The 14543-nt window shown below is 56.8% G+C and carries 13 protein-coding genes; 7 read left to right on the top strand and 6 right to left on the bottom strand.

The genetic code is table 11. The features are described from left to right. Position 1: 1 nt before the first annotated feature. The 5 genes from GS646_RS03975 to GS646_RS03955 form a co-directional block, all read right to left on the bottom strand. The gene (locus GS646_RS03975) at positions 2 to 523 is read right to left on the bottom strand and encodes a thioesterase family protein (protein WP_171647567.1); all 522 of its coding nucleotides are present in this window, start codon (positions 521 to 523) and stop codon (positions 2 to 4) included. An 11-nt stretch (positions 524 to 534) separates the two neighbouring features. Continuing rightward, on the bottom strand, positions 535 to 1320 hold the full coding sequence (locus tag GS646_RS03970) for a cyclase family protein (RefSeq protein ID WP_171186984.1): 786 nt from the start codon (positions 1318 to 1320) through the stop codon (positions 535 to 537). Positions 1321 to 1435: 115 nt separating this feature from the next. Further along, positions 1436 to 4219 (bottom strand): formate dehydrogenase subunit alpha, encoded by a 2784-nt coding sequence (gene fdhF, locus GS646_RS03965; RefSeq protein WP_171647569.1) that lies wholly within the window; start codon positions 4217 to 4219, stop codon positions 1436 to 1438. Between the two features lie 13 nt (positions 4220 to 4232). Then, positions 4233 to 5936, bottom strand: coding sequence for an NAD(P)H-dependent oxidoreductase subunit E (locus GS646_RS03960; RefSeq protein WP_171186988.1), 1704 nt, complete (start codon positions 5934 to 5936; stop codon positions 4233 to 4235). An 85-nt stretch (positions 5937 to 6021) separates the two neighbouring features. Next, entirely contained in the window at positions 6022 to 6903 is an 882-nt protein-coding gene (locus tag GS646_RS03955) for a LysR family transcriptional regulator (protein WP_171186990.1), read from the bottom strand. Positions 6904 to 7157: 254 nt separating this feature from the next. Here GS646_RS03955 and GS646_RS03950 point away from each other — a divergent pair, with 254 nt between their 5' ends. Continuing rightward, a complete protein-coding gene (locus GS646_RS03950) occupies positions 7158 to 7511 on the top strand; it encodes a GFA family protein (protein WP_171186991.1) in 354 nt (117 codons plus the stop codon). Positions 7512 to 7612: 101 nt separating this feature from the next. Here the strand turns inward: GS646_RS03950 and ychF are convergent, their stop codons facing one another. Continuing rightward, positions 7613 to 8710, bottom strand: a complete 1098-nt coding sequence (gene ychF, locus GS646_RS03945) for a redox-regulated ATPase YchF (protein WP_171186993.1) — start codon at positions 8708 to 8710, stop codon at positions 7613 to 7615. A gap of 200 nt (positions 8711 to 8910) precedes the next feature. Here ychF and GS646_RS03940 point away from each other — a divergent pair, with 200 nt between their 5' ends. The 6 genes from GS646_RS03940 (at position 8911) to GS646_RS03915 (ending at position 14539) form a co-directional block, all read left to right on the top strand. After that, positions 8911 to 9399 (top strand): acyloxyacyl hydrolase, encoded by a 489-nt coding sequence (locus GS646_RS03940; RefSeq protein ID WP_171186995.1) that lies wholly within the window; start codon positions 8911 to 8913, stop codon positions 9397 to 9399. A gap of 78 nt (positions 9400 to 9477) precedes the next feature. Next, positions 9478 to 10269 carry a tryptophan synthase subunit alpha gene (gene trpA / locus GS646_RS03935; RefSeq protein WP_171186997.1) on the top strand — a complete coding sequence of 264 codons (792 nt, stop codon included), beginning with the start codon at positions 9478 to 9480 and terminating at the stop codon, positions 10267 to 10269. A gap of 147 nt (positions 10270 to 10416) precedes the next feature. Beyond that, positions 10417 to 11583, top strand: a complete 1167-nt coding sequence (locus GS646_RS03930) for an alpha-hydroxy acid oxidase (protein ID WP_171187000.1) — start codon at positions 10417 to 10419, stop codon at positions 11581 to 11583. Between the two features lie 247 nt (positions 11584 to 11830). Next, positions 11831 to 12484 carry a 50S ribosomal protein L25/general stress protein Ctc gene (locus tag GS646_RS03925; protein ID WP_171187002.1) on the top strand — a complete coding sequence of 218 codons (654 nt, stop codon included), beginning with the start codon at positions 11831 to 11833 and terminating at the stop codon, positions 12482 to 12484. 127 nt (positions 12485 to 12611) lie between these two features. After that, positions 12612 to 13292, top strand: coding sequence for an aminoacyl-tRNA hydrolase (gene pth / locus GS646_RS03920; protein ID WP_171187004.1), 681 nt, complete (start codon positions 12612 to 12614; stop codon positions 13290 to 13292). Positions 13293 to 13375: 83 nt separating this feature from the next. Continuing rightward, the gene (locus GS646_RS03915) at positions 13376 to 14539 is read left to right on the top strand and encodes a serine hydrolase (protein ID WP_171187006.1); all 1164 of its coding nucleotides are present in this window, start codon (positions 13376 to 13378) and stop codon (positions 14537 to 14539) included. The last annotated feature ends 4 nt before the right edge of the window (positions 14540 to 14543 follow it).

Genomic DNA, 14543 nt, shown 5'->3' with positions numbered 1-14543 from the left:
GTCATTTGCGGCGAATACCAATCGGCTGCCCAATCTGGGGCGTGGGTGGCAAAGACGCGTGATCCGACACCATCCGTGCCAACCGAGTGACCGCCCAATCCGGATAGGGTTCGGACCGACCTGTTCTGTGGCTGACATTCATGAACAGCACTTCTTGCGTGGCGCATACAGTCTGGTCGGGGGCCGAGATCATTTGACCGAAATAGTGCCCCCGTTTGTGATCTGCATCCAACAATCGAAACTGGAAATAGATCGTCATGTCGTCGGTCACTTCGCGCAGAAACTGCATGTGGGATTGCAGGACGTACGGCCCCTGCCCCAACGCCTGGACCTGAGGCTCGCCAAGGCCAAGATGATCGACAAGCAACCGTTCAAAAGCCATATCGAACGCGACGCCGTAATAGCCCACGTTCATATGCCCGTTGTAGTCGATCCAGTCTGGATGCAGCGCAAACTCGTGAATTTCAACAGGCGCATCGTACGGACCATCATGGCCACCTAAGGGCTGTGTTTCCTGTAGCATGGCAATAGTCCTCACTCGTCCGGATCTTCAAAGATCGCAACGGCGCGGATGAACCCGGCCGACGCACCTTTGATCTTGAAGGGAAAACAGGAAATCTCAAACCCTGTCGGTGGAAGCGTTTCCAGATTGGTCAGCTTTTCCATGTGGCAATACCCGATCTCCATCGAGGCACGGTGCCCTTCCCAGATGATCGAGGGGTCTTTGGTCTCCGCATATTCCTGCGCGGTCAGCGGAAAGGGCGCATCCCAACTCCAGGCATCTGTTCCGGTCACCCGCACCCCGCGTTCTGTCAGGTACAAAGTCGCCTCACGGCCCATACCGCACCCCTTCATCAGATAGTCGGGTTGACCGTACTGCGTCCCTGCCGAGGTGTTGACCACCACGATATCCAACGGGTTCAGCGTATGACCGATCCGCTTCAGCTCGGCTTCTACGTCTGCTGCGGTGACCACATAGCCATCCTCGAAATGACGGAAATCCAGTTTAACACCGGGGTTCATGCACCATTCCAAAGGAACCTCATCAATGGTGATAGCCCGCTCGCCTTTGTTCATTGTGGAATGGTGGTGGTAGGGCGCGTCCAGGTGGGTGCCGTTGTGGGTCGCGATTTGCAAACGTTCCAGCGCCCAGCCCTCGCCACCCGGCAGGTCTTCTTTGGCAAGACCGGGAAAAAAGGACATGACCTGCTCGGCAGTTTGGTCATGGGTCAGGTATTCGATCTCGGGCAGCATGATCGGCGGGTCCGATACAATGCCGGTTTCCAGCGGGACGGACAGGTCCACAAAACGCCGCGCCATAGCATTCTCCGTTTGTGATCGTTGGCACAGGGTTGGCCGCGCGTAAGCTGCTGTCAAGACGCGAAAAAGGCGGTCCATTAAGACCGCCAATTCGAAAGAGTGACTGGCGCAGAGGTTATTCCGCTGCGATGGCGTCTTCGATCTTTTCGACCTTTATCGCCGAGAACTTGAACTCGGGGATCTTGCCATAGGGGTCGATGGCCGAATTGGTCAGCATGTTCGCAGCCGCCTCGACATAGGCAAACGGGATGAACACCATGTCTTCGGCGATCGCCCGGTCGGCACGCACCATGATCTCGATGGAACCGCGACGGGTGGTCAAGCGGATCATCTCGCCCGGTTCGATCCCCATCAGCTTGAGCGTGCGCGGGTTCATCGAGCAGTTCGCTTCCGGCTCTACGGCATCCAGAACAGTGGCGCGGCGGGTCATTGAACCTGTGTGCCAATGCTCCAACTGGCGACCTGTTGTGGCGATCATCGGGTACTCTTCATCCGGGGCCTCATCCGGTGGGATGATGCTGGCCGGAGTAAACTTGGCCTTGCCGTCGGCCCGCGGGAAGCCGTCGCCGAACACGATGGACTGGCCCGGGTCGGTCTCGCTGAGCGACGGGTAAGTGATCGTCTCGGTTTCCAGACGTTCCCACGTGATGTTGTCCAGCGACTCCATGGTCAGCTTCATCTCGGCAAAGACCTGAGATACATCGGTGTACTCCCAGTTCAGACCGATGCGCTGCGCCAACTCAACCGTAATTGCCCAATCCTCGCGCGCCTCACCCGGAGGTGCCACGGCCGGGCGTACACGCTGTACCTGGCGGTTGGTGTTCGACACCGTGCCGTTCTTTTCATAGAGCGCCGAGGCAGGCAGGATGATGTCGGCATAGTTCGCCGTTTCAGTCAGGAAAATGTCCTGCACGATCATCAGATCCAGCTTGGCCAAAGCATCACGGGCGTGGTTTACATCCGGGTCGGACATGGCCGGGTTTTCGCCCAGAATGTACATACCCTTGATGTTGCGCGCATAGATCTGATCAATGATCTCGGTAACGGTCAGGCCCTTCTCGTTCGAGAAATCGTCCGAACCCCAGACATCGGTGAACTGAGCCCGGATGTTTTCATCCGTGACGGTCTTGTAGTCCGGCAGGAACATCGGGATCAGACCCGCATCCGAGGCACCTTGAACGTTGTTCTGGCCACGCAGAGGGTGCAGACCCGCGCCGGGTTTACCGACGTTTCCTGTCATCAGCGCCAGGCTGATCAGGCAGCGCGAGTTGTCGGTGCCGTGGATATGCTGGCTGACGCCCATGCCCCAGAAGATCAGACCGGCCTTGGCCTGCGCAAATGTGCGGGCCACGCGGCGCAACTGATCTGGTTCGATGCCACAGATCGGTGCCATCGCCTCGGGCGTGAACTGGCGCAGATGTTCTTTCTCGGCCTCCCAGTTCTCGGTCCAGCGGTGGATGTACTGGCTGTCGTAGAGTTCCTCTTCGACAATCACGTTCATGATCGCGTTGAGCATCGAGACATCAGCACCCGGGCGGAATTGCAGCATCTCATCCGCGAATTTGCGCATCCCGACGCCGCGCGGATCCATCACAATCAGTTTGCCGCCGCGTTTGGTGAATTGCTTGAAGTAGGTCGCAGCAACGGGGTGGTTTTCAATCGGGTTGGCCCCGATGATGATTGCCACATCCGCGTTTTCGATCTCGTTGAAGGTCGCGGTCACAGCGCCCGATCCCACGTTCTCGATCAACGCTGCAACGGACGACGCGTGGCACAAACGGGTGCAGTGGTCGACGTTGTTGTGCTTGAATCCCTGACGGATGAACTTCTGGAACAGATAGGCTTCTTCGTTGGTACACTTGGCCGAGCCAAAACCCGCAACGCTGCGCGGGTCTTCGTCGCGCAAGGCTTTTAGCTTGGTGGCGGCCAGATCCATCGCCTCTTCCCACGTTGCTTCGCGGAAATGAGTCGACAGGTCCGAAGGATCGACGTTCAGACCCTTTTCAGGGGCATCTTCGCGCCGGATCAACGGCTTGGTCAGGCGGTGCGGGTGGTGGATGTAGTCAAAGCCAAAGCGGCCTTTGACACACAGACGGCCTTCGTTAGCGGGGCCGTTGATGCCCTCGACATATTTGACCTTGCCGTCTTTGACCTTCAGCGAGACTTTACAGCCCACACCGCAGAACGGGCAGACGCTTTCGGTCTCGGAATCGTAGTCCTTGCTGTCGCCCAGTTGCTGATCATCCAGCACGGTGGCGGGCATCAGCGCACCGGTCGGGCAAGCCTGAACACATTCACCACAGGCCACGCAAGTTGATGCGCCCATTGGGTCGTTCTGGTCGAACACCACCTGCGCGGTGTGGCCGCGACCAGCCATGCCGATCACGTCATTCACCTGCACGTCACGGCAGGCACGGACGCAAAGGTTGCAGTTGATGCAGGCGTCCAGATTGACACGCATCGCAACGTGGCTGTCATCCAGCAGAGGGATTTTCTCGGCCTCTTTTGCAGGAAATCGGCTGTCGCTGACATCGTTCAGCTTGGCCATGTCCCAGAAATGGCTTGAGGCATCATGCGGTTGCTCGGGCTGGTCGGCCACCAGCAGTTCCAGGACCATGGCACGAGATTTCTCGGCGCGGTCGGTGTCGGTCTTAACGACCATCCCTTCGGCCGCCGGACGAATGCATGAGGCGACCAGAGTGCGCTCGCCTTCGACTTCGACCATGCACGCGCGGCAGTTGCCGTCTGGTTTGTAGCCGGGTGCCGGTTTGTGGCACAGGTGGGGGATCACCAGTCCACGGCCATTGGCCGCTTCCCAGATCGTGGTGCCCTCGGGCACAGTGACGTCATCGCCGTTCAGGTTGAAGGTGACGGTCTTGGTTGGGCTTGCGTCAAGCATGGCTCTGTCTCCCTCAGATTTCGTCAGCGAAATGTTTCATGACCAGGCGGATCGGGTTTGGGGCCGCCTGCCCCAGACCGCAGATCGAGGCATCACCCATGACCTGACACAGATCTTCCAACAGTTCGGTATCCCATTTATCGGCCTGCATCAGCTTCACCGCTTTTTCGCAGCCTGCGCGGCAAGGCGTACACTGACCGCAGCTTTCATCTTCGAAGAACCGCAGCATGTTCAGCGCAGCGTCGCGAGCGGTGTCCTGATTTGACAGAACCACAACCGCAGCGGAGCCGATGAAGGTGCCCAGTGGTTGCAAAGTGTCAAAGTCGAGCGGGACGTCGTCGATGCTGGAAGGGAGAAGACCTGACGACGGCCCGCCCGGTTGATACGCCTTGAACACATGGCCTTCGGCCATGCCGCCGGCGGCATCAATCACATCAAGAATGGTCGATCCTGCGGGCAGCAGGTACACACCAGGCTTTGCCACCCGGCCCGAGACCGAATAGCTTCGTAGGCCGGTGCGGCCATTCTTTTCGGTGCTGTTTAGGCATTCCGGCCCTTCACGGCACACTTTGGTGACCCAATACAGTGTTTCGACATTGTGCACCAAGGTCGGGCGGTTAAAGACACCAACTTGCGCCACGAACGGAGGACGGTGACGCGGCAGGCCCTTCTTGCCTTCAATCGACTCGATCATCGCGGATTCCTCACCGCAGATGTAAGCACCAGCACCCCGGCGCAGGTCGATGTAACCTTTGTCGACAATACCCGCCTGTTCCAAGGCAGCAATTTCACGGCGCAGAATCTCCAGCACTGCCGGATATTCATCGCGCATGTAGATAAAGCAGGTTTCAGCCTCCACCGCCCATGCGGCGATCAACATGCCCTCAAGGAAGACATGCGGAGTGCGTTCCAGATAGTAACGGTCCTTGAACGTGCCCGGCTCGCCCTCATCTCCGTTTACGGCCAGATAGCGTGGACCTTCGTTCATGCGAACAAAGCCCCATTTCTTACCCGACGGGAAACCGGCGCCACCCAGACCACGCAGGCCCGAGGACAGCACGTCTTCTTGCACCTTTTCCCAATCACCGCCGTCGCGCAGCTCTTTTAGCTTGGCGTAACCGCCATTGGCTTCATAGGCGGCGAAGGCTTCATAATCGGGCAGATGGGCGTGGGTGTCGCCCGCTGCAATCGCAGCCTGTACCTTTTCGGGTGTCGCATGATCGATATGGTTGTGACCGATCTCCAACACCGGAGCGGTATCACAACGGCCCATGCACGGCGCACGAACAACGCGGACCTCAGCCGGATCCAAGCCGTCTTCCAGAGCTTTCTGCAGCTGCTGGGCACCAGCCATTTCACAAGACAGGGAATCACAGACCCGGATCGTCAGCGCGGGCGGAGGCGTCTCGTCCTCTTTCACCACATCGAAATGAGCATAGAAGGTGGCGGTCTCATAGATCTCAGCCTGTCCGACACGCATCTCAACAGCCAGCGCAGCGATGTGATCGGCGCTGATATGGCCGTGTGCGTCCTGAATCAAATGCAGAAATTCGATCAACAGGTCACGGCGGCGCGGGCGGTCACCCAACAGGCGATGAATTTCAGCCTGCGCCTCATCCGTGAATTGACGGCCTTTAGGCGTGTGCCGCCCCTTGCCTTTACCTGACTTCCAGACGCCCTTGGGTGCGCCTGATGGCTTGGTATCTAATGGTGCCATGATGCCCTCCGATTGAGGCTCCGTGTCTCATCAGAATAGCATATCGTCAAATCTCTTGTCGCTATCGCACGATAACGACAGCTTATCACCGCAAAGACGTCACCACAGCACGTAAAGCCTGAACCGTCGGCAGTTCCGGATCACGGTTGAGGGTCGCCAGACAAATCGGTTTGCTGACAATGGGATCGACCAAGGGCAGCACCTTGGTCCCCCTCAAATCGCCCAGCGCGCGCACCAGAACGCGGGGGACAACGGTGGCCGCCAGCCCCTCACGCGCCATCACCATCGAGGCCGTGAACCCGCTGGTTTCGGCCACAACGTCTGGATGAAGTCCCTGTTCGGCGAATATCCGGTCCAGAATTCTCCGGTTCTGCATCTGCGGCTCCAGCAGGCTGAGCGGGAATTCTGCCACCTGCGCCCAAGGGATCGGGCCGGTCTCGTCGGTCATATGTGACGGAATCAGCAGGACATAGGTTTCTTCGTACAGAGGCTGCACCTGCCGCAGATCGGTGCCGATACTGTCGCCATAGGTGATGCCTGCATCCAGACTGCCCTCGTCCAGGCGGTGCTGAATTGCCGTAGCGGACATGGTCTCGATCCGCGTTACGATGCGAGGATGCGCGTCGCGCAGCCGTTTGATCAGGCGACCGGTGAAGGCGATCGCGGTGGGGATCACGCCAAGGATCAGCGTACCGGTGATCTCACCTTTGGCGGCCAGCACCTGCTGTTCCAGCGCTTTGGTATCATCAAGAATACGCCGCGCCCGCTGGACGATCATCTCGCCCTCTTCGGTTAGGCCCTGAAACCGGTTGGCGCGACGGACGATTGAGACGCCCAGCCGGTCCTCAAGGTTGCGGATACGCATCGAGAAGGCAGGCTGCGAAATCCCGCATTCCTCGGCCGCTTTGGCAAAGTGGCGATGCCGCGCCAAGGCGCTGAGGAGTTGGAGGTCGCGGATTTCGATCATTTAGGATATTCTCGAACGGCATGCTAAGAAATTACTCTAGCGAGGTTTTCAATGCGTAGAAACGCGTGATCTGACTAGAATCTCTGCCCAATACGAGTACGCAAGCAAAACACGAGCAGGCAAACTCCCCGAGATGGTATCTGAATGTCAGAGAAGCGGGACAAAACCGACATTCAGGCGTCGTGAAGAATCCAAGCTAGGCGACCTAATTCAAGTAGCGTCATTAAACGACGTGAAGAGGGTTGGTCTCACAAATGAAAAAATACGAAGGAAGCTGCCACTGCGGAGCTATTGCATTCGCCTTCGTGTGCCCTGAGGTGAAACGCATCATGCGATGCGACTGCTCTTTGTGCGCACGCAAAGGGATCGCGATGACAACAACTACAATTGCGCCCAACGATATTGAGATTTGTGATCCAGAAGGTGTCCTCGCGACTTACCAGTTTGGCACAATGACAGCGCGACATCACTTTTGCAGCCGTTGTGGCATCCACGCATTTGTCGAGACACGACTGAACCCTGGGCACTATCGCGTAAACCTCGGTTGCGTCGATGAACTTGATGCCATGAGATTGCCTGAGGAACTGTACGACGGGAATTCGCTCTGAGCCGAAAGAGCGCATGCTATGTGGCTTAGGGCTCAAAGCGGTCATGGCTCGGGTGCTCGCGCAATGACATCCCAGAATTGAAGCAAAGAAGGTGCCGCGGCTTAAGTGTTAAACAAAAAATGCATCACATCGCCATCCTTGACGATGTAGCCCTTGCCCTCGGCCCGCATCTTTCCCGCTTCTTTGGCACCTTGCTCACCATTGGCGGCGATGTAGTCGTCAAAGGCGATGGTCTCGGCGCGGATGAAACCCTTTTCGAAATCACCATGGATGACACCAGCCGCTTGTGGCGCGGCGGTGCCGGTGCGGATGGTCCAAGCGCGGGCCTCTTTCGGGCCGACGGTGAAATAGGTTTCCAGCTTCAGCAGGTCGTAGCCCGCGCGGATCAGGCGGTCGAGGCCGGGTTCTTCCAACCCCATTTCCTCAAGGAACATCTGGGCTTCGTCTTCTTCCAACAGGCTGATCTCTTCTTCGATCTTGGCGCTGATGATGACGTGAGAATTACCCTGCGCGGCAGCCATCTCGGCCACTTTCGCTGAATACTCGTTGCCCTCAGCCGCCTCTTCCTCGGATACATTGCAGACATAAAGCACCGGTTTGGTGGTCAGCAGTTGCAGCATCTTCCATGCCTTGGCGTCTTCGTCGCTCACTTCGACCAATCGCGCAGGCTTGCCGTTTTCCAGCATAGCCTGTGCCTCGGCCAACAGGCGATCCTGCTGCTGTGCTTCTTTGTCATTGCCCTTCAGCTTGCGCACCAGATTGGCGCGGCGCTTTTCGATGCTTTCCAGATCGGCCAGCATCAGCTCTGTCTCGATGGTGTCGGCGTCCGCAACGGGATCGACGCGGCCATCCACGTGGGTCACGTCGCCGTCTTCGAAACAGCGCAGCACATGTGCAATGGCGTCGGTTTCACGAATGTTGGCCAGAAACTGGTTACCCAGACCCTCACCCTTTGAGGCACCTTTGACCAGGCCGGCAATATCCACGAACGTCATCCGCGTTGGAATAATCTGTTTCGACGCAGCAATCGCGGCCAGCTTGTCCAGACGGTCATCCGGCACGGCCACGTCGCCCACGTTTGGCTCGATGGTGCAAAACGGGAAGTTCGCCGCCTGCGCGGCTGCGGTTTTGGTCAACGCGTTGAACAGGGTCGATTTGCCCACATTCGGCAGACCCACGATTCCCATTTTAAAGCCCATCACGGCCTCCTGCATAGAATACGAACGCAGCTTCTATGCAGGTCAGCCTCAATGCGCAAGCCATTGCTGGACTTGCCACGGCTGAGTCCAAATCGTCACATCACAAAAACGTTCCAAAAACGTGTTCTTGGCTGAATTGAAAAAATGCCCCTACGATAACCAACTAGCATTGAACGACGAGAATTCACTGGCAAAATAAAATGAAACAGCTTTTACTTGCGACCGCGTTGACAGTTTCCACATATGCGACAGCCCAAGCCCAACAAGTCATATTTGGCGCTGGATATGCAGACTTCTCTGACAATGCATCCGAGGACCAAGCGCTTTTCTCCCTTGAATACCACCATAAGCCGTTTCACGAGGCGACCCGGTTCAGCGTGGGTTGGGGAACGGCATTGTCTCTACATGAGAATGGCGATTTTCACATCGGCCTGGGGGTGGTCGGACTGTATGCGCTGAACGAACGCTGGTTTGTGGAAGGCAGCGTCATGCCAGGGTATTTTAACCCAAGTATTGATCTGAACGACTTGGGGGGTGACTTTCAGATCCGCAGTCTCCTTGGCCTGGGCTATGCACTGGACAACGGAAACAGTGTGTCGTTCGCGATCACACATAAATCCAACGCCAGCACAAACGACGATAACCCTGGCGTAAACGCGGTGCTGCTGCGCTATCATCTTGGCTTCTGATCTATTCCTGCCATGGCGGGATTGATTTTCGGGCAAACTTTCTGCACACGGGTCCAAACCCGAGTGCAAGGACATCCGATGACCCGTATCGACGCAAAGTTTGCCGCCCTGAAAGCCGAAGGAAAGAAGGCTTTTGTTGCCTATGTCATGGCCGGAGACCCCGACTATGATACTTCACTTGAAGTGGTCAAAGGTCTGCCGGGCGCAGGCGTTGACGTCATCGAACTGGGCCTGCCGTTTACCGACCCGATGGCCGATGGGCCGACAATTCAGGCAGCGGGTCAACGCGCTTTGGATGGCGGCATGACGTTGCAACGCACATTGGATCTGGCCCGCACATTCCGGGAAATGGACGATACGACTCCGATTGTCCTGATGGGGTATTACAACCCAATTTACAGCCGGGGTGTAGACGCATTTCTGGCCGATGCAAAAGAAGCCGGGATTGACGGTTTGATCGTTGTGGACCTGCCGCCGGAAGAAGACGAAGAACTGTGCCTGCCCGCTCAGGCGGCGGGTCTGAATTTCATCCGTCTGGCAACTCCGACCACTGACGACAAGCGTCTGCCGCGCGTTCTGCAGAACACATCCGGTTTCGTGTATTACGTCTCGATCACCGGGATCACCGGCGCGGCCGAAGCTCAGGCAACGGATGTTGGCCCCGAAGTCGCTCGCATCAAAGCCGCGACAGATTTGCCGGTGATCGTGGGTTTTGGCATCAACACGCCCGAGAAGTCCCGCAATATCGCATCAGTGTCCGACGGTGCCGTTGTCGGATCGGCGATCGTGAGCCAGATCGGCGCAGGCAAACCGGTAGCCGAAGTGCTGGATTTTGTTAAATCTCTGTCAGATGGGGCGCATAGCGTCTGATTTAAAGAGCGCATTACAACAACCAAAAAACCGCCGTAGAAAGCTCTGCGGCGGTTTTTTTGACGGCCGGTCACGTGGTCAATCCATTGCAGGCTTTGGAAGGGATTGGTAAGGAAAATTAACCAGAAAAGCCGGAGGTCCTCAGCCATGCCCGTGATTACCAATATCGAAGACCTCAGGCGCATATATGAACGTCGTGTACCACGGATGTTCTATGACTACGCCGAAAGCGGCAGTTGGACGGAACAGACGTTTCGCGAAAACAGCAGCGATTTTGAAGAAATCCGTCTGCGCCAACGGGTAGCGGTTGATATGTCCGGGCGTTCGACAGCCTCGCAGATGATTGGCGAGGATGTTTCGATGCCGGTCGCACTGGCTCCGGTCGGGCTGACAGGGATGCAACACGCGGATGGCGAAATGAAAGCGGCCAAAGCGGCCGAGGAATTCGGCGTACCTTTCACCCTGTCCACCATGTCGATCAACTCGATCGAGGACGTGGCAGAACACACCAACAAGCCATTCTGGTTCCAGCTTTATACGATGAAGGATACGGATTACGTCAATCGACTGATCCAGCGCGCCAAAGACGCCAAATGTTCAGCGCTGGTAATCACTCTGGATCTGCAAATTCTTGGGCAACGCCACAAGGACCTGAAAAATGGCCTTTCTGCCCCTCCGAAACTGACGGCAAAAACCATCGCCAACCTGATGACCAAATGGACTTGGGGTGTCCAAATGCTGCGCGCGCAAAGACGCGAATTCGGCAACATCGTAGGGCATGTAGAAGGCATCTCAGACGCTTCGTCGTTAGGTGCCTGGACCGCCGAGCAGTTCGATCCCAGCCTGGATTGGGCCAAAGTCGAAAAACTGATGGAACAATGGGGCGGCAAGGTCATCCTGAAAGGGATACTGGATGCCGAAGACGCCAAGATCGCTGCCAAGCTAGGCGCAGACGCCATTGTTGTGTCCAACCACGGGGGGCGTCAACTGGACGGTGCCCTGAGTTCGATCCGCATGCTACCTGAAATCATGGATGCTGTCGGTGGAGATATCGAAGTGCATTTGGACAGCGGCATCAGATCCGGGCAGGACGTTTTAAAGGCATTGGCCTTGGGCGCGAAAGGCACCTACATTGGGCGCGCTTTTGTGTATGGTCTTGGGGCCATGGGGCAAAAGGGCGTAACCACAGCGCTGGAAGTAATCCAAAAAGAACTGGACACCACAATGGCACTTTGCGGTGAGCGTAAAGTGACCGATCTTGGCCGCCATAACCTTCTTGTGCCCGAAGATTTTGGCGGTCGCTGGCAAGACTGAACCGGTTGTTAATGGGGGGCTCTGCCCCCGGTCGCCCGATGGGCGCCTCCCCCGAGATATTAATAGCTAGATGAACAGAGGATCCTTGCTTCATCTGGCTATAAATACCTCGGAGCGCGAGGCAGAGCCTCGCAAAAAGGAAAACGGCTAAAAACCTCTTTCCAAACTCAATGAATCAAGCTAAGGACGCGGCTTCACGCGGGCATACAGCCTTGGAGGATGCCCGCCCTAACATTGGAGAATTATCATGGCTGGAGAGATTCCTGATCTCGTAGCTCTGGAACGGATGGGGACAGGCAAGGGCGCCGCTCGTCAGGCACGCCGCGAAGGCATGGTTCCGGGCATTGTTTTTGGTGGCGATAAAGAGCCGCTGCCGATTCAGATTCCGTTCAACGAGTTGTTCAAGCGCCTGAAAGCGGGCCGCTTCAAATCGACACTGTGGAACCTGAAAGTTGACGGCCACGAAGACGTCCGCGTCATCTGCCGCGATGTCCAGCGTGACATCGTCAAAGACCTGCCGACCCACCTGGACCTGATGCGCCTGCGTCGGACCACCAAGATCGCGCTGTTTATCCCCGTTGAGTTCATCAACGAAGACGAAGCGCCCGGCATCAAGAAGGGCGGCGTTCTGACAGTTGTCCGTCCGGAAGTCGAACTGGTCTGCACCGCAGGTGATATCCCTGAGAAGATCACCGTTGATGTGACCGGTCTGAACATCAACGACGTTGTCACCATTTCGTCGGTTGACCTGCCCGCAGGCACCAAACCTACCATCGACCGTGACTTCGTGATTGCTAACATTTCGGCACCAACAGGTCTGTCCACAAGCGACGACGAAGAAGGTGAAGAAGTGGCAGCTGACGAGGTTGAAATCGTCGGTCAGGATGCGGAAGAAGAATAAGCTCGAACTTAAAGAGTTCGGATTTTGGAAACGGGGCCCTGTCGGGCCCCGTTTTCTTTTGCCGCTCGGGCTGGAAACAGGTGGCATTCCGTGCCATCAACCACCTGCTTCGCACAAGGATGAGATTATGAAACTGTTTGTCGGATTGGGGAACCCGGGGTCGAAATACGCCCGCAACCGGCACAATATTGGCTTCATGGCCGTGGAACGGATCGCCGAGGATCACGGCTTTGGCCCATGGAAATCCAAATTCCAGGCCGAAATCGCCGAGGGGCGCTTGGGCGATGAAAAAGTTCTGCTGATCAAACCGCAGACCTTCATGAACCGGTCGGGTCAGTCGGTAGGAGAAGCGATGCGGTTCTACAAACTGGGTTCAACCGATGTGACCATCTTTCACGACGAGCTGGACCTCGCCCCCGGCAAAGTCCGCGTGAAAGCGGGTGGCGGCCATGCCGGGCATAATGGCCTGCGCTCGATCCATGATCATATCAGCCCGGCTTATGACCGCGTGCGGTTGGGGATCGGGCATCCGGGGCGGAAAGAGATGGTCTCGCCCTATGTTCTGGGCGATTTTTCCAAGGCAGATGCCGACTGGCTGGATGATGTTCTGCGCGGGGTTTCAGATGGCGCGGCATATTTGGTAAACGGAGATGGTGGCAAATTCATGAATGCGGTCGCGCTGCGCACTGCTCCACCGCGATCTTCAAAGACCCCTGCCCCGAAGAGCCAGGCAAAGCCTGATACACCACTAGAACCAGTGGTTGATGACCGCTCTGCCATGCAGAAGCTGTTGGACAAATTCAAATAGCAGGTCCAAAACCTTCCGTTACGTAGCCATTGCAGAATGAAAGCGGCCGCGATCCAATACCGTGGACCAAGGGAGGCTAAGGGATGAGAACCTTCTTGAAATGGGTGCTGCGCATCGGTGTAGCGCTGACTTTGGCAGCTGTTGCCGTAGGGTTGTGGAAACGTGAAGAGCTGCAGCGCCTGATGGCTGTGAACTCGCTGTTTTCCGAAGAAAAGATCGTTCACAATTTTTCGCATATGGACGCGGCTTTTTTAACTGTTGATCTGCCCAGTGGCGACGCTCCGGCATGGGAGCTGCCTTATGGCGACGGGTTTGATTTGCCGGACGGCACCGACGCCTGGATCGATGAACGCTCTGTCACCTCGTTGCTGGTGATGCAGGACGGCGATATCCGGTTCGAGGAATACTATCTGGGCACCGGACCGGATGACCGCAGGATCTCGTGGTCGGTGGCCAAGAGTTATTTGTCAGCTCTGTTTGGGATTTTACTGGATGAGGGCGCAATCGAGTCGCTTGATGACCCGGTGATAAAATACGCGCCAAAACTCAAGGGCAGCGCGTATGAAGGCGCGACAATCCGCAATGTGTTGAACATGGCCAGCGGGGTCACCTTTGACGAGGATTATCTGGACCCGAATTCCGACATCAACAGGATGGGGCGCGTCATAGCCTTAGGTGGTGAGCTGGACGATTTCGCGGCATCCTTGCAGGACAGCTTCGCGACGCCGGGCGAAACCTGGCAATACGTCTCAATCGACACACACGTCCTGGGTATGGTGATACGCGGCGCGACCGGGCAGAGCGTTGCAGATCTGCTGACTGAAAAAATCATTCAACCCTTGGGCCTGGAACGCGACGGATACTACGTTACCGACGGTACCGGTGTTGCTTTTGTTTTGGGCGGCCTGAACTTCACCACGCGTGACTTTGCACGGTTCGGGCAAATGATCCTGCAAGACGGCGAAGTGAATGGGCAGCAACTGGTCCCCGCCGAATGGATATTCGAGGCCACGCAACCCAGCGCCCCGACGGCACAGGGCAAAATCGGGTATGGCTATCAATGGTGGATACCCCGCGGCGCACATGAGGGAGAGTTTCTGGCCCGTGGCGTTTACGGTCAGTATATCTATTTCAATCAGCCCCGCGGTGTTCTTATCGTCTCAACCGGTGCAGACCGTCTGTTCCGTGAACCCGGCGTAAATGATCAGAATATCGAAATGTTCCGAAAGATCGCAGAAAGCCTGTAAGGTA

The sequence above is a fragment of the Ruegeria sp. HKCCD4315 genome, assembly GCF_013112245.1.
Classification (GTDB): domain Bacteria; phylum Pseudomonadota; class Alphaproteobacteria; order Rhodobacterales; family Rhodobacteraceae; genus Ruegeria.
The sequence above is the reverse complement of the archived record's forward strand: the minus strand, read 5'-3'. Positions and strand labels throughout refer to the sequence as shown.